The 19,898-nt window shown below is 66.5% G+C and carries 24 protein-coding genes; 14 read left to right on the top strand and 10 right to left on the bottom strand.

The window, feature by feature from the left end:
• Positions 1-75 precede the first annotated feature (75 nt).
• The 3 genes from ACWKV7_RS09505 to ACWKV7_RS09495 form a co-directional block, all read right to left on the bottom strand.
• Positions 76-342 (bottom strand): DksA/TraR family C4-type zinc finger protein, encoded by a 267-nt coding sequence (locus ACWKV7_RS09505; RefSeq protein WP_483857416.1) that lies wholly within the window; start codon positions 340-342, stop codon positions 76-78.
• Between the two features lie 99 nt (positions 343-441).
• Positions 442-1,305, bottom strand: a complete 864-nt coding sequence (locus ACWKV7_RS09500; protein WP_483857415.1) for an isocitrate lyase/PEP mutase family protein — start codon at positions 1,303-1,305, stop codon at positions 442-444.
• 113 nt (positions 1,306-1,418) lie between these two features.
• On the bottom strand, positions 1,419-1,901 hold the full coding sequence (locus tag ACWKV7_RS09495; RefSeq protein WP_483857414.1) for a GreA/GreB family elongation factor: 483 nt from the start codon (positions 1,899-1,901) through the stop codon (positions 1,419-1,421).
• Positions 1,902-2,023: 122 nt separating this feature from the next.
• On the opposite strand from ACWKV7_RS09495, the gene ACWKV7_RS09490 reads away from it, so the two are divergent.
• From ACWKV7_RS09490 to ACWKV7_RS09475, 4 genes are all read left to right on the top strand, one after another.
• Complete coding sequence (locus tag ACWKV7_RS09490; protein WP_483857413.1) at positions 2,024-3,289, top strand: Hsp70 family protein; 1,266 nt, start codon at positions 2,024-2,026, stop codon at positions 3,287-3,289.
• 78 nt (positions 3,290-3,367) lie between these two features.
• Positions 3,368-3,916 (top strand): 2OG-Fe(II) oxygenase, encoded by a 549-nt coding sequence (locus tag ACWKV7_RS09485; protein ID WP_483857412.1) that lies wholly within the window; start codon positions 3,368-3,370, stop codon positions 3,914-3,916.
• A gap of 16 nt (positions 3,917-3,932) precedes the next feature.
• Entirely contained in the window at positions 3,933-4,481 is a 549-nt protein-coding gene (locus ACWKV7_RS09480; protein ID WP_483857411.1) for an RNA 2'-phosphotransferase, read from the top strand.
• A 298-nt stretch (positions 4,482-4,779) separates the two neighbouring features.
• Complete coding sequence (locus tag ACWKV7_RS09475) at positions 4,780-5,304, top strand: REP-associated tyrosine transposase (protein ID WP_483857410.1); 525 nt, start codon at positions 4,780-4,782, stop codon at positions 5,302-5,304.
• Between the two features lie 85 nt (positions 5,305-5,389).
• On the opposite strand, the gene ACWKV7_RS09470 is transcribed toward ACWKV7_RS09475, so the two are convergent.
• The gene (locus tag ACWKV7_RS09470) at positions 5,390-6,373 is read right to left on the bottom strand and encodes a type II secretion system F family protein (RefSeq protein WP_483857409.1); all 984 of its coding nucleotides are present in this window, start codon (positions 6,371-6,373) and stop codon (positions 5,390-5,392) included.
• A gap of 146 nt (positions 6,374-6,519) precedes the next feature.
• Here ACWKV7_RS09470 and ACWKV7_RS09465 point away from each other — a divergent pair, with 146 nt between their 5' ends.
• Entirely contained in the window at positions 6,520-7,758 is a 1,239-nt protein-coding gene (locus ACWKV7_RS09465; RefSeq protein WP_483857408.1) for a cation:proton antiporter domain-containing protein, read from the top strand.
• A 111-nt stretch (positions 7,759-7,869) separates the two neighbouring features.
• On the opposite strand, the gene ACWKV7_RS09460 is transcribed toward ACWKV7_RS09465, so the two are convergent.
• Entirely contained in the window at positions 7,870-8,616 is a 747-nt protein-coding gene (locus ACWKV7_RS09460; protein ID WP_483857407.1) for a substrate-binding periplasmic protein, read from the bottom strand.
• Between the two features lie 145 nt (positions 8,617-8,761).
• Here ACWKV7_RS09460 and ACWKV7_RS09455 point away from each other — a divergent pair, with 145 nt between their 5' ends.
• A complete protein-coding gene (locus ACWKV7_RS09455) occupies positions 8,762-9,490 on the top strand; it encodes a VC0807 family protein (RefSeq protein WP_483857406.1) in 729 nt (242 codons plus the stop codon).
• Positions 9,491-9,752: 262 nt separating this feature from the next.
• Here ACWKV7_RS09455 and gbpA read toward each other — a convergent pair whose 3' ends face one another.
• Positions 9,753-11,156, bottom strand: coding sequence for an N-acetylglucosamine-binding protein GbpA (gbpA, locus tag ACWKV7_RS09450; RefSeq protein WP_483857405.1), 1,404 nt, complete (start codon positions 11,154-11,156; stop codon positions 9,753-9,755).
• A 319-nt stretch (positions 11,157-11,475) separates the two neighbouring features.
• Here gbpA and ACWKV7_RS09445 point away from each other — a divergent pair, with 319 nt between their 5' ends.
• From ACWKV7_RS09445 to ACWKV7_RS09435, 3 genes are all read left to right on the top strand, one after another.
• A complete protein-coding gene (locus ACWKV7_RS09445; RefSeq protein WP_483857404.1) occupies positions 11,476-12,138 on the top strand; it encodes a hypothetical protein in 663 nt (220 codons plus the stop codon).
• Between the two features lie 96 nt (positions 12,139-12,234).
• Positions 12,235-12,441 carry a hypothetical protein gene (locus tag ACWKV7_RS09440; protein WP_483857403.1) on the top strand — a complete coding sequence of 69 codons (207 nt, stop codon included), beginning with the start codon at positions 12,235-12,237 and terminating at the stop codon, positions 12,439-12,441.
• Between the two features lie 5 nt (positions 12,442-12,446).
• Positions 12,447-13,274, top strand: a complete 828-nt coding sequence (locus tag ACWKV7_RS09435; protein ID WP_483857402.1) for an alpha/beta hydrolase — start codon at positions 12,447-12,449, stop codon at positions 13,272-13,274.
• 24 nt (positions 13,275-13,298) lie between these two features.
• Here the strand turns inward: ACWKV7_RS09435 and ACWKV7_RS09430 are convergent, their stop codons facing one another.
• A complete protein-coding gene (locus ACWKV7_RS09430; RefSeq protein ID WP_483857401.1) occupies positions 13,299-14,189 on the bottom strand; it encodes an alpha/beta fold hydrolase in 891 nt (296 codons plus the stop codon).
• Positions 14,190-14,319: 130 nt separating this feature from the next.
• Here ACWKV7_RS09430 and ACWKV7_RS09425 point away from each other — a divergent pair, with 130 nt between their 5' ends.
• Together ACWKV7_RS09425 and ACWKV7_RS09420 are read left to right on the top strand one after the other, a co-directional pair.
• Complete coding sequence (locus tag ACWKV7_RS09425; protein ID WP_483857400.1) at positions 14,320-14,703, top strand: Rho termination factor N-terminal domain-containing protein; 384 nt, start codon at positions 14,320-14,322, stop codon at positions 14,701-14,703.
• An 11-nt stretch (positions 14,704-14,714) separates the two neighbouring features.
• Entirely contained in the window at positions 14,715-14,867 is a 153-nt protein-coding gene (locus tag ACWKV7_RS09420; protein ID WP_483857399.1) for a hypothetical protein, read from the top strand.
• Positions 14,868-14,971: 104 nt separating this feature from the next.
• Here the strand turns inward: ACWKV7_RS09420 and ribD are convergent, their stop codons facing one another.
• A complete protein-coding gene (gene ribD, locus ACWKV7_RS09415) occupies positions 14,972-16,087 on the bottom strand; it encodes a bifunctional diaminohydroxyphosphoribosylaminopyrimidine deaminase/5-amino-6-(5-phosphoribosylamino)uracil reductase RibD (protein WP_483857398.1) in 1,116 nt (371 codons plus the stop codon).
• Positions 16,087-16,551, bottom strand: a complete 465-nt coding sequence (gene nrdR, locus ACWKV7_RS09410; RefSeq protein ID WP_483857501.1) for a transcriptional regulator NrdR — start codon at positions 16,549-16,551, stop codon at positions 16,087-16,089. Before nrdR ends, ribD begins: the two co-directional genes overlap by 1 nt.
• Before the next feature lie 141 nt (positions 16,552-16,692).
• On the opposite strand from nrdR, the gene ACWKV7_RS09405 reads away from it, so the two are divergent.
• Together ACWKV7_RS09405 and ACWKV7_RS09400 are read left to right on the top strand one after the other, a co-directional pair.
• Positions 16,693-17,139, top strand: a complete 447-nt coding sequence (locus tag ACWKV7_RS09405) for a hypothetical protein (RefSeq protein ID WP_483857397.1) — start codon at positions 16,693-16,695, stop codon at positions 17,137-17,139.
• On the top strand, positions 17,136-17,807 hold the full coding sequence (locus ACWKV7_RS09400) for a class I SAM-dependent methyltransferase (protein ID WP_483857396.1): 672 nt from the start codon (positions 17,136-17,138) through the stop codon (positions 17,805-17,807). Before ACWKV7_RS09405 ends, ACWKV7_RS09400 begins: the two co-directional genes overlap by 4 nt.
• Positions 17,808-17,841: 34 nt before the next feature.
• Here ACWKV7_RS09400 and ACWKV7_RS09395 read toward each other — a convergent pair whose 3' ends face one another.
• Positions 17,842-18,756 (bottom strand): LysR family transcriptional regulator, encoded by a 915-nt coding sequence (locus ACWKV7_RS09395; protein WP_483857395.1) that lies wholly within the window; start codon positions 18,754-18,756, stop codon positions 17,842-17,844.
• 110 nt (positions 18,757-18,866) lie between these two features.
• Between ACWKV7_RS09395 and ACWKV7_RS09390 the strand changes: the two genes are divergently transcribed.
• Entirely contained in the window at positions 18,867-19,859 is a 993-nt protein-coding gene (locus ACWKV7_RS09390; RefSeq protein ID WP_483857394.1) for a zinc-dependent alcohol dehydrogenase family protein, read from the top strand.
• Positions 19,860-19,898 lie beyond the last annotated feature (39 nt).

The raw sequence follows: 19,898 nt of genomic DNA, 5'->3' as shown, positions 1-19,898 counted from the left end.
CTTGAATCGCAAGTCGGATCGAGCCTGTGGATTATAGGCGAGACGACCGCAAGCCAAGGGTAACGCGTCGCATCGTCAGCGCAGCTGGCTGTCCTTGCTGCCGCGCCGGTTGTAGCCGCTGGTCGCCTGCTGCTGTTTGTCGCGCTCGCCCTGGCAGGCCACGCACAGGCGCACGCCGGGAACCGCCTGGCGCCGTGCTTCGGGGATGGCCGCGTCGCATTCCTCGCAGTGCTTGAGGCTTTCGCCCTTGGGCAGTTGGCTGCGGGCACGCTGCACGGCGTCTTCGATGGTGCTGTCGATCTGTTCCTGCACGGCTCCGTCTTGAGCCCAACCGGTGGCCATGGTCGCCTCCGCCCTGCCTGTCGATAAGCGAGATATGGGCGGTTCCGTGCCCGCTTGCAAGGGCTGGCGACGTAGATGGATAACCGCGCGTCGCCCCGGCTACTCTTCGACGTCCATGAACTCCCGCGCCCAGACGATGTAGTCCTCGGGCTGGGTGTACTTGTGGGTCAGTTCGGTGGCGTTGAGGTCGCAGGCCTCGGCCTGGCGCTGCTCGCGCAGGCAGTCGTAGGTGGCCTTGATCGCGGCGAAGTAGGCGGCGTGGCCGTTGACCACGATGCGCACCCCGGCCTTGGCCAGGCGGGCGTTGTCACGCAACGCCGGGTTACCGTAGGTGACCAGCATCAGCGGCACGCGCAGGTGCTGGGCGATGGCCTCCAGATGGGCGAAATCCTTCACCCCGACCAGGCAGATGCCGTCGGCCCCGGCGTCCTGATAGGCCCGGCAGCGTTCGATGACTTCGCTGGTATCGATCACCCCGGCGTTGGTCCGGGCGATGATCGCCAGGGCACGGTCGACCCGTGCCTCCAGCCCCGCGCGTATCTTGCCGACGGCTTCGTCGACGCCGATCAGGTCGGTGGACTTGTGGCCGAATTTGGCCGGCAGCAGGGTGTCTTCGATGGTCAGCGCGGCGATGCCGGCGCGCTCCAGCTCCACCACCGTGCGCATCACGTTGAGCGCATTGCCGTAGCCGTGGTCGGCGTCGGCGATCACCGGCAGGCGCGCCACCCGGCCGATGCGCGCGGCCTGTTCGACGAACTCGCTGAGGGTGATCAGGGCGAAGTCCGGCGCCGCCAGCACCTGCAACGAGGCCACCGAGCCACCGAGAATGCCGACCTCGAACCCCAGGTCGGCGGCGATACGGGCGGACATCGGGTCGAACACCGAGGCGGTGTGGTAGCAGGCATCGGCCTCGAGCAGCGCGCGAAAGGCCTTGCGCAGGGCATGGTGGGAAAGTCTTTGCATGACAGAATTCCAAAGATGTAGCGGGACACGCCCGATGGCTGTACAGACGCCGAAGCGCTGGGTCCGGGACACGCCAGATTACCTGGGCCGCCTTGCTGCGGGCTTTCAGGCGCTCACTCGACGAGCAGTATCTCGTAGTAAAGACGTTGCTCGCCGACGCGGGTTTCCACCTCGTCACCGACCCGGCGGCCGAGCAGGCTCTGGCCGAGGGGCGCACGCGGGGTGATCAGCAGGATCTCGCCGGCGCCGTCGTCGATCCTCAGCCCGGCGGCATCGGGACCGAGAAAGACCTGGCGCCGACTGCCGTCGTCCTGCTCCAGCAGCACCAGTGCGCCGAGCTGGATGCCCTGGGCGTCGAGATATGGCCGCAGCACCAGATTGCGATACAGCGCCAGCGCCTGCTCGATCTCCAACAGCCGCCGGCGCTGGCCGTCGGCCAGGTAGGCCGCTTCCAGGCCGCGGGTGTCGTACTTGTTCTCGGCCTTGCTCTCGCTGTGGGTGGCGGCCTCGCGGGCGCTCTGCACGGCAGCCGCGGCGATCTGCCGGTCGTTCTGCAAACGCTCGATGATCAGGTGCTGGAGGCGGGTCTTGTCCATGGCGGCTGCGTCGAAAAGGGCCGCCTACTGTAGCCGAAACGCATCCGCCCGACGATTCGGGGCAGCAATCGGCGACGCGCTCGCATACACTGCGCGGCCGTTTTTTTACCGGACCGCGCAGCATGACCCACGCCCTCCCCGCCCGCGCCTGCGGCATCGACTTCGGCACCTCCAACTCCACCGTCGGCTGGCAGCGCCCCGGCGAGGAATCGCTGATCGCCCTGGAGGATGGCAAGATCACCCTGCCCTCGGTGCTGTTCTTCAATTTCGAGGAGCGCCGCCCGGTCTATGGCCGCCTGGCGCTGCACGAGTACCTGGAGGGTTACGAGGGCCGCCTGATGCGCTCGCTGAAGAGCCTACTGGGCTCCAAGCTGCTGAAGAGCGAAACCGCCATCCTCGGCAGTGCCCTGCCGTTCAAGGACATCCTCGGGATGTTCCTCGGCGAGCTGAAGTCTCGTGCCGAGGCCGTCGCCGAGCGGCCGTTCGAGCAGGTGGTGCTGGGCCGCCCGGTGTTCTTCGTCGACGACGACCCGGCGGCCGACCAGGAAGCCCAGGACACCCTGGTGGCGGTCGCCCGGAAGCTGGGCTTCAAGGACGTTTCCTTCCAGTACGAGCCCATCGCCGCCGCCTTCGACTACGAGTCGGGCATCGCCCGCGAGGAGCTGGTGCTGATCGTCGATATCGGCGGCGGCACCTCGGACTTCTCCCTGGTACGCCTGGCGCCAGAGCGCCGCGCCGTGGCCGACCGCCAGGCCGACATCCTGTCCACCGGCGGCGTGCACATCGGCGGCACCGACTTCGACAAGCAACTGTCCTTGGCCGGGGTGATGCCCTTGTTCGGTTACGGCAGTCGCATGAAGAGCGACGCGCCGATGCCGACCAGCACCCACCTCAACCTGGCCACCTGGCACACCATCAACGCAGTCTACTCGGCACAGTCGCAGCGCCAGTTGCAGAGCATGCGCTACGACATCGTCGACCCCACCGGTATCGACCGGCTGTTCCGGCTGATCGAGCAACGGGCCGGGCATTGGCTGGCGATCCAGGTGGAGGACAGCAAGATTGCGCTGACCGAGGCCGAGCAGCGCCATATCGACCTGTCGCGCATCGAGGACGGTCTCGCCGCCGACCTCAGCCGCGGCCTGTTCGAGGCTTCCATCGAGCAACTGCTGGAACGCATCCGCGCCAGCGTCGACCGCCTGCTGGCGGACGCCGGCGTCGGCGTCGAGCAGGTCGACACGCTGTTCTTCACCGGCGGCTCCAGTGGCATCCCGGCCCTGCGCCAGAGCATCGCCGCCATGCTGCCCAACGCCCGCGCGGTGGAAGGCGACACCTTCGGCGGCATCGGCAGCGGCCTGGCCATCGAGGCGTGGAAGCGCTATGGCTGAGGGAACGACATGCTATCGACCCATCGATAGCGTGCGCCTTTCGAACGCAGCAACACACACGCGAACCTGAGCGAACTTATGGAAAAGACCGACTACGGTGCGGGAATCACCACCCTCAAAGGCTTCCTCACCCCCACCGAATGCACCCGCTATATCGACATGGGCGACCGCTATGGTTACGAGGAAGCAGCCGTGCAGACGCGCTCGGGGCAGGAACTGCTCAAGCATGTGCGCAACAACGACCGGGTCATCTTCGACGATCCTGCTCTGGCCGAGCTATTGTTCGAGCGAGCCAGACCCTGCCTGCCCGACGAGCTGCCGGATTGGAAGCTGCTGGGGTTCAACGAGCGCTTTCGCTTCTACCGCTATACGCCAGAGCAGTATTTCAAATGGCACAAGGACGGTTTCTACTGCCGTTCGCCCGACGAGATCAGCCAGTTGACCTTTCTCATCTACTTGAACGATGGCTATGACGGCGGCGAGACCGAGTTCAAGTGGGACCTGATCAAACCGGAAGCCGGCATGGCACTGATCTTCCCGCATTTGATGGTGCATCAGGGGGCGCCGGTAAAGTCCGGCGTCAAATACGTTCTGCGCACGGACGTTATGTATTCACGGTGTCCGTGAAGTCCAAGGAAAGGTCATGAATATCGAGAAAGCCAGCAAATTTCTGAGCTACATCCTCAGGCACGAACCACAGTCCATCGGCCTATCGCTCGACGCCCAGGGCTGGGCGGACGTGACGGACCTGATCACCCGTGCAAGCCAGCACGGCCGGTTATTGAGCGCGCCGCTCATCGCCGAAGTGGTCGCTACCAGCGACAAGCAGCGCTTCAGTCTCAGTGCGGATGGGCGCCGTATCCGCGCCAACCAGGGGCACAGCTTTCCCGTGGACCTGGGACTCCGGCCCCTGACGCCTCCCGCGACGCTCTACCACGGTACGGCTTCGCGCTTTCTCCAGTCGATTCTGGACAATGGTCTCCAGCCTCAAGCGCGCCAGCACGTCCACCTCTCGGCGGACACCGACACCGCCCTGCGGGTCGGGCAGCGCCACGGCAAACCGGTGATCCTGCACGTGGACGCGGAACGCATGCATCAGGACGGGCATGTCTTCTTTCGGTCCGAGAATGGGGTCTGGCTTGCCGAGTCGGTGCCGTACAGCTACCTCCAGCTCCATGGCAGCGGGCATTGATCGATACAACCGGTTGGGCTTCGCTGCGCTCAACCGCAACCTACGGAAGATCGCGGCCTCGGCATCGGAGACAAACATCGCGCACCGGTAGGTTGGGACGGGGCGCGTAGCCTGAGGAAGCTTTTCCCGAAGCCCAACGAGCGTGGCGTCCAGCGACCTGATCGTTTGTCCGTTCCCCCGTGCCGCTGGGCTTCGCTCCAGCCGGCATGGCAGGCCACAAACTCGGCGCCTGGATTGTCCCGCCCCTGGCCTGTCGGTCTACAATCGGCCGGTCCGTTTATGCCAAGGAAGGTATGCCATGCGATATCGCCGCGCATTCGTGCCGGGCGGCACATTCTTTTTCACGGTCAGTCTGGAAGACCGCTCGCAGTCACTGCTCACCGAGCATATCGGGGCCATGCGCACAGCGTTGCGCAAGACCAAGGCCAACTACCCCTTCGACATCCTCGCCATGGTCGTGCTGCCCGATCACCTGCATACACTGTGGCGGTTGCCTGAGGGCGACCACGACTACCCGCTGCGCTGGGGTCTGGTCAAAAGCGAGTTTTCCCGCCACCTGCCCCACACCGAGCCTGTCCGTCTTTCCCGCCGTCTCAAGCGGGAGCGTGGAATATGGCAGCGGCGGTTCTGGGAGCACCAGATCCGCGATGAGCGAGATCTGCAACGACATATGGATTACATCCATTTCAATCCGGTCAAGCACGGTTACGTCGCCAAGGCTATCGATTGGCCTTATTCCACCATCCACCGGTTCATCCGGGACGGCTTGCTCACCGCGGACTGGTCCGGGGCCGTCGACCTGACGGCAGTTGGCGAGACGTAGCGCAGGCTTTTGTGGCTGGCCATGCGCCGCTTGTTGGGCTTCGCTGCGCTCAACCGCAACCTACAAGATTTCATGGTGCCTGGGGTTAGAGTCCTTCCGGCAGGTGCGGCATGACGCCGGGGCCGCTGAGCAGCCCGTAGGCCATCCATGCGACCAGTGCGGCGTAGACCACGCGCGGCAGCCAGATCGACAGTTGCTCTTCGAAGCTGTCCAGTGCCTGGGTTTCCAGATGGGCGAAGCGCAACAGGCTGGCCGGCAGGGTGCCGCTGGCTTCGCCGGTGCGGGTCAACCCGGCGAGTGCGGATTGGCCGGGGATATCCAGCGCTTGCAGGGCCTGGGACAACGGCTGGCCGGCCTGCACGCGATGCTGCAAGTCGACGAAATCACGGCGCAGATTCGGGTCGCGCAGTGTCGCGGTGGCCTTCGGCAGGGCGTCGAACATCGGTACGCCGGCCTCCAGCATCAGCGCCAGGCTTTCCACGTAGTCGCGCACGTTGCGCCGCACGAGGGCGGGCCCGAGCAGCGGCAGCCGCGACAGCCAGGTCTGCAGGGCTCCGCCGCTCCGACTCTGCGTGCGGCGCCAGAGCCAACGCCCGAGCAGCAGCAAGCCGGCCACCAGCAGCAACGGTTGCAGGCTGCTCCACAGGTAGCCGCCGAGGCCGAGGGCGCCGCTGGCCAAACGCGGCAGAGGTTGGACGAACAGGGCGATGGCGAACACCGCCGCTGGCATCAGCAGGCGCGACTTGATGGCCGTCAGGTGCCGGGCCTTGCGGCCATAGCCGTCGGCCAGCCGGGCGTAGAGCGCCGCGGGGCTGCCGGCGGTTTGCGCCGCACTCAGCAAGGTCACTTCCAGCGGGCTGAACAAGCCAGCCTTGTGTCCCGCGGTGGCGAGGTCGCGCCCTTGTTCCAGTTGCCGGCGCATGCTGGCGAGACTGGCCCCGGCGGCCGGAAGTTGCAGGCTGGCGAACGCCTGGGTCGCCGGCACGCCCGCCTTTTCCATGGCTGCCAGGTGGTCGAACAGTTGGGCGCGGGCCTTGAAACCGAGGGCGGTGGGTCGATAGGTCTGCATGCGGGCACGCTGTCGGCGAGGGAGATGGCGCACCATAAGGCGTGCGCCAGGCGACCACAACGGCTTCCGGCCCGGCTTGTGAACGGCGGAGCGCATCGGGCAGCCGGTTGTCAAAAAGGCCGGGGGCAGAGGCTGCGGGAGGAGACGTGTTCGAATTCTACTTGGCAATAACCCTGATCGGCGCCGTCGTGCTGGGAATCGGCCTGGTTTCCAAATACCTGAGTAGCCACGGCTGCATCTCCATTCCCATGCTGGCGATGGCGCTCGGCATCCTGCTTGGCCCCCAGGCCCTCGGCTGGCTGGATCCGCAGGGCTGGCCTGCGCCCAATGCCCTGATCGAAGAGGCGACACGCCTGACCCTGGCCATCGCCCTGATGGGCATCGCCCTGCGCCTACCGGCGCGCTTCCTGTTCCGCCAGGGCCGCGCGGTGCTGGTGCTGCTGGGTGTGGTGATGCCGGCCATGTGGGTGGCCAGCAGCCTCCTGGGCTATTGGCTGCTCGGCTGGCCGCTCGCGCTGAGCTTTCTGCTCGGTGCCATCGTGACGCCCACCGATCCGGTGGTCGCCTCGGCCATCGCCACCGGCGAGTTCGCCGAACGCCACCTGCCGGGGGGCTTGCGCCATCTGTTGTCCGGCGAATCGGGGGCCAACGACGGGCTCGCCTATCTGTTCGTCCTCGGCCCGATCCTGCTGCTCAGCGGCGAGACCTCGGACGTGCTCGGCCACTGGCTCCAGGATGTGTTGCTGGTCGAAGTGCTCGGGGCGGTGCTGCTGGGCGTGGCCATCGGCTTGCCCGCCGGCAAGCTGCTGGTATGGGGCGAGCGCAGGAAGACCTTCGAGCAGGTGTCGTTCCTTTCCTACACCATCGCCCTCGCCCTGTTCACCGTCGGATGCGCCCGCCTGCTGGACGTGGACGGCGTGCTCTCGGTATTCGTCGCCGGCATCGCCTTCGATCATATGGTCGGCGGCAAGGAGCGCGCGCAGGAAGCCAACGTGCAGGAGACGGTGAACCAGTTCTTCACCCTGCCGATCTTCACTCTGTTCGGCGTCATCGCGCCGATCGACGAATGGCTGAAGCTGGACTGGCGGGCCTGGCTGCTGCCGTTGCTGATCCTGCTGCTGCGGCGCCTGCCGTTCATCCTGCTGCTGCGTTCGCAGCTCCGCCCGCTGCCCAACAAGGCGGACGCGCTGTTCTTCGGCTGGTTCGGCCCCATCGGCATTTCCGCGCTGTTCTATGCGACCCTGGCCTTGCAGCGGGGGGCCGACAGCAAGCTCTGGCATGTGGCGAGCCTGATCATCTTCAGCTCCATCGTCGCCCATGGCGCCACCGCGGTGGCCTTCACCAGGCTCTATGCCCGCCACCATCCGCCGACCGCGCGCTCCTAGCCCATCGGCAAGGCGACGAGCAGCAGCAAGAGCAGCACGCCACAGACCAGCGCCCCCACGCGCAGCCAGTACAGCTCCCAGCGGTTGGCGCGGCTGGCGGGCCGGGATCGCTCACTCCGGCGCGCCGGCATGCGGCAGCCAGCGCAGCACGATCTGCCGCAGGCTGCCGTCCGCTCCCATCGCCTCGAAATGCTGCTGCCATTGCTGGACCAGCACCGGGTCGGTCTGCCGGGAAAAGGCGATGTAGTAGTCCGACTGCATGAACACCAGCTGCGGTTGCACTTCTTCCGGGGTCAGGCCGCCGAGGGCCAGTTCCTCGCGCAGGGTGATGTCCTCGGTGGCGATCAGCTTGACCCGGCCGTACTTGAGCATGGTCATCATCTGCTTGGGGCCGGGCACCCCGTAGATGTTCTTCAGCCCGCGGGCGATCAGGGTCTCGTAGGTGTACCACTGCTTGGGCACGGCCAGCGGGCCGGTCTGCCCGGCCTGTTCCAGGGTTTCGATGCGCAACTGGCGGGAGCGCAGCGAGTAGAAGCGCGTCTGCCCGCGAACCAGCGGGCCGACCCACTGGAACAGCGCCTCCCGTTCCGGGGTGCGCACGGTGGAGAACAGCGCAGTGTCGGCATAGTGCTGGACGTCGTGGTAACCGCGGGTCCAGGGCACCAGGCGAATGCTGGCGGCCTGGCCGGTGCGTCGAACCAGCGCCTCGACGATCTCAACCGACATACCGGTGAGCTTGCCGTCCTGGACGAAGCTCATCGGTGGCGCGTCCTCGGTGAGCAGGCGCAGGTCGGCCGACGCTTGCATGCACGCCAGCCACACTGAAAGCACGCCGATCAAGCCGCCGCGCAAGCCCATGGGTTCCCCTCCCCGTTCCCTTCAGCCTAGCCCAGACGGAGCCGCGCACCGGTACCACGGAACAACTTTGTCACACAGCCGGTCGCCTGCCGGCTAGCCGGGAGACCGATGGTCGGGCGATCATCCGGCTTCCGCTCCTGTCCACATGAAGACCATGACCGAACAGCCGCCCCCGCACCACAAACCGCGCCCGCTGATCGACCTGGCGATCAGTATCCTGATTCCCTCCCTGGTGCTGATGAAGCTCAGTGGCGAGCAGCGCCTCGGCGCCGACGGCGCGCTGCTGCTGGCGCTGGCCTTTCCCCTTGGCTGGGGCGCCTACGAGCTGCTGCGCTACCGCAAGTACAACCTGATCGCCGTGCTCGGCCTGGTCAGCGTGCTGCTCACCGGCGGCATCGGCCTGCTGCAGCTGGAACCGCAATGGCTGGCGGTCAAGGAGGCGGCGATACCGGGCATCATCGGCATCGCCGTGCTGATCTCCACCCGCACCCGCTATCCGCTGATCAAGACCCTGCTGTTCAACGAAGCGGTGCTGGACGTGGAAAAGATTCGCCAGCGCCTGGCCGAACAGGGCAAGACCGCGGTCTTCGAGGCACGCCTGCTCACGGCCACCTACTGGCTGGGCGGCACCTTCTTCTTCTCCTCGGCGATGAACTACGTGCTGGCCAAGTGGATCGTCACCAGCCCCGCCGGCAGCGAAGCATTCAACGCCGAACTCGGCCGCCTGACCCTGGTGAGCTACCCGGCGATCGCCATACCCAGCATGGCGATGATGATGGCGATCTTCTATTTCCTCTGGCGCACCCTGCACGGGCTCACCGGGCTGAGCCTGGAAGACGTGATGGCGACGCGGGACGAACCCAGGAAGGGTTAGCCTGTTTCCATCGGTTGCGGCGGGGCGTGTAGCCTGAGGAGCGCAGCGACGAAGCGCAACGAGGCTCACCGCCTGGGCCAATCGACTCCGCTGGGTCGCTGCGAGCCCTTGTTGGGCTTCGCCATGCTCAACGCCAACCTACGTTGCGCTCGGTTCACGCTCGCCGCCTCACCTGTAGGTTGCCGCTGAGGAGCGCAGCGAGCTGGCAGGCCGCAACATTCCCCAATAAAAACGGGCCGCATTGCGCGGCCCGCTTCCCTGTCTACTCGCTCCAGGCTTGCTGCCAGTGCGAGCCTACACCTGGCTCGTAGTGGGTCGCCGAGGGGCTCCACTGGATGCAATAGCCGCTGTAGGGGAACGGCTTGCAGGTGTAGACCTTGCCGGTCTTCGGCTGCAGCACGCGGGTACCGGCCTTGTAGTTCTTCAGGCCATCGGGGAACACGTACTGATGGTCGCCGCCCGCGTTGTCGGCGCTGAGCATCATGTCGAAGGTCTTCTGCAGCACCTCGCCCGTGGCCTTGACCACCGCTTTGATCACCAACTGGTGATGCCCGGCCTGGGGCTGGTCGAGCGCAATGCTCAGGCCCTGCGCATTGTTGTTCATCTGCGCGGTGGCAAAGCCCTTGGCAGCGCCGCCGTGGTCGTAGACGTAGGCGCTGACCTCCATCTCGCCGACGGCGGTGACGCTGAAGTCGATGCTCAGCTGACCGTTGCGGATCAGGTAGTCGCTCTTCAGGCCGCTGACCGTGAAGTCGGCGCCCACCGGCGGCTCTTCCTTGTCGATCTGCACCTCGACGCGGGTGATGCTGCTGTTGGACTTGGCGTAGATGGCGTTCTGGCCATAGACCGGGTTGACCTGGCCGGCCTGGTTCATCTGCCCGGCGCGCAGCAACGGCTGCTCCGCGTTGATCTTGCCGGCCAGTTGGTAGGCCCAGGTGTTGCCCTGGGTATCGCCGGTAATGGCCAGGCGGGTCTGCAGGTCAGTACGCTCGCCACTGGCATCGAACACGCGGGTGGCCACGCTGTCGCCGGCCTTGAGGTCGACGCTCGGGTAGATGGTGCCCTTCTGCGACCAGGCCGGCGGCGGCACGTCGCCGCCCTGGAACAGTACGTCGACGACGTTGTAGAAGCTGTTCACCGTGTCGCCGATCTCCCACACGCCGAGGATCACCTGGTAACCGGTGCGCTGCGGCACGTTGCAGTTGTGGGTGACGTCCACCGGAGGGCGTTGCATCTGCCCGTCGACGGTACAGAACGGCGTCAGTTCGAAGGAATCGCGGGTCAGCTTCTGGTTCGGGTTCCAATTCTGCTTGGTGATGTAATAGCGCCAGTTGCGGGTGACATGGTTGGCGGTGAAATGCCATTTGAAGGCATTCGGGCCGGCCTGGATGTTGCGTTTGGTCCAGCGGCTACTGGTCTGCTCGTCCAGCTCGCCGAACTGCGCCAGCCCGGCGCTGGCGATCTTGCCATCGGCCGGCCCGCCGTTGGGAAAGCCGGAGACGGCTTCCAGGCTCTGCGGCTCCCACTGGATGGCGCCGCAGTTGCTGTTGCCGCCCTGCTTGCAGAGCAACGCGCGGGATTCGGGCTGGGTCATGTAGCCGTGTGCCCAGAGGCTGGAGCTGGCCAGCAGGGTGCAGCCGGCCAGGATGTAGCGGTACGTGTTCACTCGTCGAGTCCTCCTGAATGAACCGGGCGCCGTGCAGGATGCAAACGGCGCAGCGGTGTGGCGAACAGACCGCGATTTCACGATTTGGATCGTTCGTACCAACTAAAGGTTGGAAATTTTGCCTAGCCTTCGAGATTTCCGTGCGCCGATCCGGGCGCTAATCCTGACTGGCTCACACCGCCGCAGACGCCCCATTGACGGGCAGTTGCCGATGGGCATGCGTCAGTCGACCGGTTGCACGGCAGGATCGCGAGCCGGTTACCGTTTCCTTGACTATGCTGACGAACGGTCAAAAGGAAATTACGCAAAAGGAAGCCCGATGCCCGCCACGCTCACCGATCAGGTCCTCGCCACCACCGCCCCCGTCGCCCCCGTCGTAGACTTCTGGGACAACAACAATCCGACTCGCACACTGGTCATCCATACCCATGGCATGCAGGACCCTCCCAATCACGGACTCGGCGGCCTGAACCTGGCCAACCCCCGGCCGATGAAAAACTACGCCTTCACCACTCCCTTCAATACGGCGCTGAACAACGCCGGTTTCATCAACCAGCCACAGAGCCTGCACAGCTTCGTCACGACCTTCCGCGAAAACGCCAATCGCTTCGCCGCGCACCAGCCGCCGTCGCTCAGCATCTATCCCTACCTGGTGCCGATCAACGGACTGCCTGCCGTACTGGACAGCCTGCACCAGACCGGCACCTGCGACATCATGTGCCTGGTCGATCTACAACCCTACCCGCAGCGTCAGTACATTGCCCTCGACACCATGCTCGCCGCTCAGCATCCGATCGGCGGCGGACCGCTGTACAACGTCTATGACAACTTCCTGCTGCTGGCCTGCCGCTCGTCCACCGCCCAGCACCAGATCGGCATGGGCGGCGCCCCCGCCACCTATCCCAACGGGCTGTACCGGGGCGAAGACCGCCCGGCGGTGTTCCGCCATCCCTTCCGCATCGTGCGCGAGAGCCCGTTCTGATCGAGCCACGCGCAGTGATCGACGCTTTCGCCGCAAACCGCTGGCGCTGCACGCGTTCGGGCGTTATTCATAGGCTCCCTTGACCAGGAGCCCGCCATGAACCTTTCACGCACAGCCCTCTATACCGCTGCCCTGCTGGTGCTCGCCGGCTGCGGCGGCGCCGAGACCGCGGCCACCGCCAAGCTGCAGGCAGAAAAGGCCGAGCAGGCACAACAGCAGATGGAGCAGCTCAAGCAACAGATCGACCAGGTCAACCAGCAGAACCAGCAGCGCCTGCAAGACGCCGAAGAAAACGCCTACTGAACCCAATGCGCACACTCCGCGTCTTGCGCCGCCTGCTGTTGTCACTGGGCGGCGCCTACCTGCTGCTGATGGCCCTGGCCTGGACGTTCCAGGGCCAAGTGATCCATGTGCCGCTGCGCCAACTGGCGGCCACGCCGGCCGATGCCGGCTTGCGGTACAGCGAACAGTGGATAGCCACCGCCGATGGCGAACGCCTGCATGGCTGGTTCCTGCCGGCAGAGCGGGCGCGCGCCAGCCTGCTGTTCTTCCACGGCAATGCCGGCAACATCTCCCACCGACTGGAGTCGCTGCAGCGCTTCAATCGGCTCGGCCTCAACGTGCTGGTATTCGACTACCGCGGCTATGGCCAGAGCAGCGGCACGCCCAGCGAGCAGGGCCTGGCGCTGGATGCCGAGGCCGCGTACGCCCAGTTGTTGCGCCTGCCGGGCGTGGACCCGCAGCGGCTGGTAATCTTCGGCCGCTCGCTGGGCGCCGCGGTGGCGACCCGGCTGGCCGCCGAGCGACCGGCGACGGCGCTGATCGTCGAATCGGGATTCACCTCGCTGCCGGATATTGCCGCGGAGCTCTACCCCTTCCTGCCGGTGCGGCTGATCGCCCGCTATCGCTACGACACCCGCGCCGCTCTCGCCCAGGTTCACACGCCGGTGCTGGTAGTGCACAGCCGCGAAGACGACCTCATCCCCTTCCATCACGGCCAGGCGCTGTTCGCCGCCGCCCGGGAGCCGAAGACCTTCCTGGCCATCCACGGCGATCACAACCGCGGCTTCGTCGAGTCCGGAGAGGATTATATGGATGGGCTGAATGCGTTCCTTGAGCGTCAGTTCGGCCGCTGAGCCAGTGCACCTGGCGAGCGCATCCTACAGCCCGGCCTCGCGCAGCCGCGCCGCATGCTCGATGAACAGCCCTACCGGATCGACGCCCGCACCGACCGCCCCGGCGGTCTGGTTGATGATGTCGAGGTGGTCGAGCGGATAGTCGGAGCGAATCACCTTGCCCAAGTGCGAGCTGAAGCGCCCCACCAGGCCATCGTTCTCGTCGCGCTCCACCTCGAACCAGCGCGCCAGGCGACGGCAAGTGGTGTGACCGAGGTCGAAGCGGTTGCGACCGCTGTCGGTCACGCCTGGCTGCAGGATGCCGGACCAGGAGTAGTAGCGCACTCCGTCGACTTCCTCGGCGCCCTCGCCGCCCCACAGGGGCGGCAGGCCCTGGGGATACTTCTCGTTGAACGCCGCGACGCCCTCGCGGGTCAGCGCTCGATAGGCGGCCAGCGCGTCCTGGGGCATTCGCAGGTCATCGCCATGCAAGTCGAAGCGATCGAGAAAGCGCCCGACGCCCTGCAGGCAGAACGTCGCCAGCCGCTCGCGACTACCGCCGGAACGCCAACGGTCGAACAGATAGTCGGCCACTTCCGAGCCTTGGTTGGGCCCGGCGACCGAGGTCACCGAGGCCACCCACTGTGGCCGCTGGGCCGCCGCATAGCGGGCACTCAGCGCCCCCTGGCTATGGCCGATCAGGTTGACCCTGGCCGCGCCGCTGCATTCGAGAATACCGGGGATCTGCCCGAGCACCTGCTCGCCACGCAGCTCGCTGTCGTTCACCGCTGACACCCGCAGCGCAAAGACCTGCGCGCCCTGCTCGCGCAGCGCCGACTCGATGCCGTACCAGTAGGGGTAGCCGAGCAGGCGCACGAATCCCAGCAGGCCGGGCACCAGGACGATGGGATAGCGGGTTTTCGCGGTGTCTTGCATGGCGGGCTCCTTCGCGGTTCCTGGCATCTGACCGTCGGTGCGGCGGAATATCCGCCAGCGGACCAGCGCGCCGAACTTTGCCCCCGACGGCAGTCGAAATTCATACAGCCAAGTGAACAGGAGAGCCGTCATGTCCCGCGGCGACAAAGACAAGTACACCGACAAGCAGAAGCGCAAGGCCGAGCACATCGAGGAAAGCTACGAGAAACGCGGCGTTTCCGAAGACGAAGCCGAGGCCCGCGCCTGGGCGACGGTGAACAAGCAATCCGGCGGCGGCGAAAAGGGCGGCTCCGGCGAGAAGAAAAGCGAAACCGCCAAGCGTGCCGACCGCAAGGACTCCGCCCGTCGCGCATCGGCTACCAAGCATGGGCATTCGCCCAATCGCGGTTCGCACTCCGGCAGCACCTCGCTGAGCGCCATGACCCGCGACGAATTGCAAAAGCGCGCCGCCGAACGCGGCGTGCGCGGCCGCTCGCGCATGCGCAAGGCCGAACTGATCAAGGCCTTGAGCTAGGAGGTACAGCCATGAGCCCCGACACCCCACGGGAACGTCCCGACCCGTACCAGCCCAAACGCATCCCCGGCAGCGAACACAGTCCCCTGCCGAAGGACCCGCGCGAACAGGGCCTGCCGCGCAACCCGCCCGGTCCGAGCAGACAGTTCCTGCGCCAAACCTAGTTCCTTCGCGGGCATTGTCCCGCTCCTACATGCAGTGACCTGGAGGGGGCCGGCGACCAGATCGTACCGATGCACGTTCCTGGGCGCCGCGATTGCGGCGCGGCTCAGCCCGCCGGCTGCGGTACCGCGATGATGCGCCAGTCGTCGCCCACCGCGCGTATCTCGATGATCTTCAGCGCCTGCGCCTCGGCCATCTTCGCCAGCGGCAGGTCGAGCAACGGCCGGGCGCTGGAGCCGAGCAATTTTGGCGCGACGAACAACTGGTATTCGTCCACCAAGCCTTCGCGGGCAAAGGCCCCCGCCAGACGCGGGCCGGCTTCCACCAGCACTTCGTTGGCGCCACGGGCGGCAAGATCCAGCAGCAGCTTGCGCAAATCGACATGGCCCTTGCCCGGCACTGCCAGCAGTTCGTGGCCGTCGTCCAGATAACGCTCGCGGGCACCGGCCGCCGCGCAGGTCGCCACCAGCGCCGGGCCGGCTTGAAAGAACGGTGCGTCCAGCGGTACTCGCAGGCGACCATCGACCAACACCCGCAGCGGCGGACGCATGATCGATAGCGCGGTCAGTTCGGCATTCAGGCCCAGCTCGTCGGGGCGCACGGTCAGCCGGGCGTTGTCCCGCAATACGGTATCGGCGCCGGTGATCACCACGCTGGCGCGGGCGCGCAGGCGCTGCACCGCGGCCCGCGCCGCCGGCCCGGTGATCCATTGGCTCTCGCCGCTGGCCATGGCGGTGCGCCCATCCAGGCTCATCGCCAGTTTGACCCGCACGAACGGCAGGCCCTGCTCCATGCGTTTGACGAAGCCGGCGTTCAGCGCGCGCGCCTCGCTTTCCAGCACGCCGTCGAGCACCTCGATGCCGGCCTCGCGCAGGCGCGCCAGGCCCTGGCCGGCCACCTGTGGGTTGGGGTCCTGCATCGCCGCCACTACCCGCGCCACCCCGGCGCTGAGCACCGCATCGGCGCACGGCGGGGTGCGCCCGTGATGGCTGCAGGGTTCCAGGGTGACGTAGAGGGTGGCACCGCGGGCCCGCTCACCGGCCTGGCGCAGGGCGTGCACCTCGGCATGGGGTTCGCCGGCGCGGGCGTGCCAGCCTTCGCCGACGATGCGCCCGTCGCGCACCACCACGCAGCCGACCCGCGGATTGGGATGGGTGGAATACAGCCCCTTGCGCGCCAGTTCGAGGGCGCGGGCCATGAAGGCGTGATCGGACTGGACCATCAGTCCTTCGACGGCTCGCGGGCCAGGCGCTCGATTTCCTCGCGGAATTCGTTGAGGTCCTGGAAGCGTCGGTAGACCGAGGCGAAGCGGATGTAGGCCACCTCGTCGAGCTTCTGCAGCTCGGCCATCACCAGCTCGCCGAGCACCCGCGACTTAATCTCGCGCTCGCCGGTGGCGCGCAGCTTGTGCTTGATATGGGCGATGGCCGCCTCCAGGCGCTCGACGCTGACCGGGCGCTTCTCCAGCGCGCGCTGCATGCCGGCACGCAGCTTCTCTTCGTCGAACGGCTGGCGGCTGCCGTCCTGCTTGATCAGCCGCGGCATGACCAGTTCGGCGGTCTCGAAGGTGGTGAAGCGCTCCTCGCAGGCCAGGCATTCGCGGCGACGGCGCACATGCTCGCCCTCGGCGACCAGCCGCGAGTCGATGACTTTGGTGTCGTGGGCGCCGCAGAAGGGACAGTGCATGATGGGCAGTAGGCAAGTCGAAGGGAGGCCCATGGTAGCGCATCCCGCCAACGAGACAAACGGTCGACATTACGGTATACAGCCGGCGCCCGAGGTGGGCTACCGTTTCAGACACCGCCAGCCTTCGCGATGAATCCCAGCATGACGATACGCCTGCTTGCGCCCGCCCTGTTCCTGCTGCTCGGCGCCTGTGCCGCCGATCCCGTCGCCACCGCGCCGGTGCGACCGCCAGCGCCGGAAGCCCCGCGCCAGGCCAGCGCCGAACCGGCACCCGCGGCCTACCTGCGCGAGCTGCATGGCAGCCTGGCCGGCGTGCCGGTCGACGCCGAGGTGGAGCTGGCGCTGCTGGTGGTCGACGGCAAGGGCCGCTCGCGCCGCCTGCTCGGCAACATCCTGCTGCGCGGCAATGGCGCCAGCCTGCCGTTCCGGCTCGAATTCAACCCGCAGGCGTTTCCCACCGGCGAGACGGTGGTGCTGCGTGGACGGGCCAGCCAGTCCGGCCGCCTGATTCTGCGCCTGCCGCCACGAACCATTCGTTCCGCCGACAACCAGAACCTCGGCGAACTGCACCTGGAACCCGCCCCATGAATGCCCCGCTGGACCTGCAACACGCCCTCGGCGATCTGCTCGGCGATGCCCGCCTGGTGGCCGAGACGCTACCTGGTACCGACCTGCGCCTGTGGCTGATCGACGCGGCGAACATGGACCGCGCCTTCAGCCCCGAGGAAACCCGGCGCATCCTCGAAGAGCCGCCCTACTGGAGTTTCTGCTGGGCCAGCGGCCTGGTGCTGGCGCGCTGGCTGGCCGAGCATCCCGAATGGGTGCGGGGCAAGCACGTGTTGGACTTCGGCGCCGGCTCCGGTGTAGCGGCGATCGCCGCAGCCAAGGCCGGCGCCGCCGAAGTGGTCGCCTGCGACCTCGACCCGCTGGCCCTCGCTGCCTGCCGCGCCAACGCCGCGCTGAATGGCGTGGCACTGGGTTACTCGGCGGATTTCTTCGCCGAGGCCGACCGCTTCGACCTGATCATCGTTGCCGACGTGCTCTACGACCGCGCCAACCTGCCGCTGCTCGATCAGTTCCTCAGCCGCGGCCGCGAGGCGCTGGTAGCCGACTCGCGGGTACGCGACTTCCAGCATCCGCTGTACCGGCGCCTGGCGGTGCTGGACGCCTGCACCTGGCCGGATCTGGCCGAGCCGGCGGAGTTTCGCAACGTCAGCCTCTACCACGCACGCCGCGAGCCACACGCAGCCCCATGAGCCATGCGGGCCACTGCGCGCCCCGCCAAGCCACTCAAGGCTCAGCGGGAAGCTGGGTTCGCCCAGGCAGGTGAGCGGCCAGTGCATCCACGGCGAGGCGCACCCTGCGCGGCAGATGGGGCGTCTGCAGCCAGAGTGCATGGACGTCGTAGAGGTAGCCCGGTTGCTCCGGCAGCAGCCGCACCAGCACTCCCGCGCGGATGCGGTCGTGCACCAGCCAATCGGGCAGCCATGCCAGGCCCATGCCGGCACTTGCCGCATCGGCGATGGCATCGAGATCGTCGAGACAGAGGCGGTGCGGCGGCAGGATTTCCCGAGTCGCCTGGCCGTCGAGTGGAAACAGCCAGTGCGGCGTAGGCCCCGAGCGCCGGTAGACGATTGCGCGTTGTCGGTCGAGATCGTCGATGCACAGCGGCACGCCGTGCTCGGCGAGGTAACTCGGCGCAGCGCAGACCACCATGGTTTGCCGGGCGAGGCGACGCGCCACCAGGCCGGCCCTGTCGGTTGGCGGGCCGGTCCGGATGGCCAGATCGAAGCCGTCTTCGGTCAGATCTGACAGACCGTCACTGAAGGACAGCGAGAGTTCCAGCGCCGGGTATTGCCGGGCCAGCTCCAGCAGGATGGGTGCCACACAGTGCCGGCCGAAATGCACGGGCATCGTCACCTTCAACTTGCCCCGCGGCTCCGTCGCCTGTTCGACTACCAGCGTTTCCGTGTTCTGCACCTCCGCCAGGATCGCCCGGCAGCGCTCGTAATAGGCCTGGCCGATGTCCGTCAGGCTCTGGCGCCGGGTGGTCCGCGCAATCAGGCGCACGCCGAGGTGTTCTTCGAGCATGCGGATGTGTTTGCCCACCATCGGTCCCGAGAGGTTCAGGGCATTCGCTGCCGCAGCGAAGGAGCCAAGCTCCACGACCCGGACGAACACCGCCATGCTGGTAAGTCGATCCATATTGATAACTCTTGGTTTCGATTGATCTAACCGAAACCTCATTTATCACGGATATTGCATTTGAAATAGTGGATTACACACCAATCATTACCAACTGAGGGACCCAGCAAATGACCCGTGTAATCCGTTTTCATGAACATGGCGGCCCGGAAGTGCTACGCATCGAGCAGGTCCAGGTGCCGCAACCGGCGCCTGGAGAGGTGCGAATCCGCGTCAAGGCCCTGGGCATCAACCGGGCCGAAGCCCTGATACGTGCCGGCAGCTATATCGAGACCCCCACCTTTCCCTCGGGCCTGGGCCTGGAGGCGGCGGGCATCATCGAACAGTTGGGTGAAGGCGTGGAAGGTTTGCAGGTGGGCGATGCGGTCAGCGTGGTGCCGCCGCACTCCATGGTCCGCTGGCCCGCCTATGGCGAACAGGTGCTGTTTCCCGCGGAGGCGATCATCCGTCATCCCTCCAGCCTGGGCTGGGAAGAGGCAGCGGCCTCGTGGATGCAATACCTCACCGCCTACGGCGCGCTGGTGGATGTCGCCAAGCTCGGCCGGGGTGACTTCCTGGTGGTGACCGCAGCTTCCAGCAGTGTTGGCCTGGCCGCAATCCAGATAGCCAACCTGCTGGGCGCCACGCCGATCGCCGTCACCCGCACATCGGCCAAGCGCGAGCCCTTGTTGGCCGCCGGAGCCCTCCATGTGATCGCCACGGAGGAGGAAAACCTGGCCGAGCGCCTCAGGGAAATCGCCGGCCCCGAGGGTGTGCGGGTCGTCCTGGACCCCATCGGCGGACCGCTGTTCGAGCCGCTGACAGCGGCAATGGCACGCGGCGGCATGCTCATCGAGTATGGCGGCCTGAGCCCGCAGCCAACGCCGTTTCCCCTGGCTACGGTACTGAGCAAGTCGCTCACCCTGCGCGGTTATCTGGTGCATGAGGTCACCACCGATCCCGAGCGCTTGCGGGCCGCCAAGGCCTTCATCCTCGCAGGTATGGAAACAGGTGCCCTGCGGCCGCTGATCGCCCGGCGCTTCCCCTTCGAGCAGATCATCGAGGCCCATCGCTTCCTGGAGTCGAACGAACAGTTCGGCAAGGTGGTCGTGACGCTCCCGTAGCCCGCGACTCGCCGAGGCGGCAAGCACCCGCCTGCCGCC

This window comes from Zestomonas ipomoeae (genome assembly GCF_057128665.1).
The sequence above is the reverse complement of the archived record's forward strand: the minus strand, read 5'-3'. Positions and strand labels throughout refer to the sequence as shown.

Excerpts from the sequence above, each read along its gene's own strand:
- ACWKV7_RS09505 (WP_483857416.1), bottom strand. The coding sequence starts at position 342 with ATGGCCACCGGTTGGGCTCAAGACGGAGCCGTGCAGGAACAGATCGAC.
- ACWKV7_RS09500 (WP_483857415.1), bottom strand. The coding sequence starts at position 1,305 with ATGCAAAGACTTTCCCACCATGCCCTGCGCAAGGCCTTTCGCGCGCTG.
- ACWKV7_RS09495 (WP_483857414.1), bottom strand. The coding sequence starts at position 1,901 with ATGGACAAGACCCGCCTCCAGCACCTGATCATCGAGCGTTTGCAGAAC.
- ACWKV7_RS09490 (WP_483857413.1), top strand. The coding sequence starts at position 2,024 with ATGACCCACGCCCTCCCCGCCCGCGCCTGCGGCATCGACTTCGGCACC.
- ACWKV7_RS09485 (WP_483857412.1), top strand. The coding sequence starts at position 3,368 with ATGGAAAAGACCGACTACGGTGCGGGAATCACCACCCTCAAAGGCTTC.
- ACWKV7_RS09480 (WP_483857411.1), top strand. The coding sequence starts at position 3,933 with ATGAATATCGAGAAAGCCAGCAAATTTCTGAGCTACATCCTCAGGCAC.
- ACWKV7_RS09475 (WP_483857410.1), top strand. The coding sequence starts at position 4,780 with ATGCGATATCGCCGCGCATTCGTGCCGGGCGGCACATTCTTTTTCACG.
- ACWKV7_RS09470 (WP_483857409.1), bottom strand. The coding sequence starts at position 6,373 with ATGCAGACCTATCGACCCACCGCCCTCGGTTTCAAGGCCCGCGCCCAA.
- ACWKV7_RS09460 (WP_483857407.1), bottom strand. The coding sequence starts at position 8,616 with ATGGGCTTGCGCGGCGGCTTGATCGGCGTGCTTTCAGTGTGGCTGGCG.
- ACWKV7_RS09455 (WP_483857406.1), top strand. The coding sequence starts at position 8,762 with ATGAAGACCATGACCGAACAGCCGCCCCCGCACCACAAACCGCGCCCG.
- ACWKV7_RS09445 (WP_483857404.1), top strand. The coding sequence starts at position 11,476 with ATGCCCGCCACGCTCACCGATCAGGTCCTCGCCACCACCGCCCCCGTC.
- ACWKV7_RS09440 (WP_483857403.1), top strand. The coding sequence starts at position 12,235 with ATGAACCTTTCACGCACAGCCCTCTATACCGCTGCCCTGCTGGTGCTC.
- ACWKV7_RS09435 (WP_483857402.1), top strand. The coding sequence starts at position 12,447 with ATGCGCACACTCCGCGTCTTGCGCCGCCTGCTGTTGTCACTGGGCGGC.
- ACWKV7_RS09430 (WP_483857401.1), bottom strand. The coding sequence starts at position 14,189 with ATGCAAGACACCGCGAAAACCCGCTATCCCATCGTCCTGGTGCCCGGC.
- ACWKV7_RS09425 (WP_483857400.1), top strand. The coding sequence starts at position 14,320 with ATGTCCCGCGGCGACAAAGACAAGTACACCGACAAGCAGAAGCGCAAG.
- ACWKV7_RS09420 (WP_483857399.1), top strand. The coding sequence starts at position 14,715 with ATGAGCCCCGACACCCCACGGGAACGTCCCGACCCGTACCAGCCCAAA.
- ribD (WP_483857398.1), bottom strand. The coding sequence starts at position 16,087 with ATGGTCCAGTCCGATCACGCCTTCATGGCCCGCGCCCTCGAACTGGCG.
- nrdR (WP_483857501.1), bottom strand. The coding sequence starts at position 16,551 with ATGCACTGTCCCTTCTGCGGCGCCCACGACACCAAAGTCATCGACTCG.
- ACWKV7_RS09405 (WP_483857397.1), top strand. The coding sequence starts at position 16,693 with ATGACGATACGCCTGCTTGCGCCCGCCCTGTTCCTGCTGCTCGGCGCC.
- ACWKV7_RS09400 (WP_483857396.1), top strand. The coding sequence starts at position 17,136 with ATGAATGCCCCGCTGGACCTGCAACACGCCCTCGGCGATCTGCTCGGC.
- ACWKV7_RS09395 (WP_483857395.1), bottom strand. The coding sequence starts at position 18,756 with ATGGATCGACTTACCAGCATGGCGGTGTTCGTCCGGGTCGTGGAGCTT.
- ACWKV7_RS09390 (WP_483857394.1), top strand. The coding sequence starts at position 18,867 with ATGACCCGTGTAATCCGTTTTCATGAACATGGCGGCCCGGAAGTGCTA.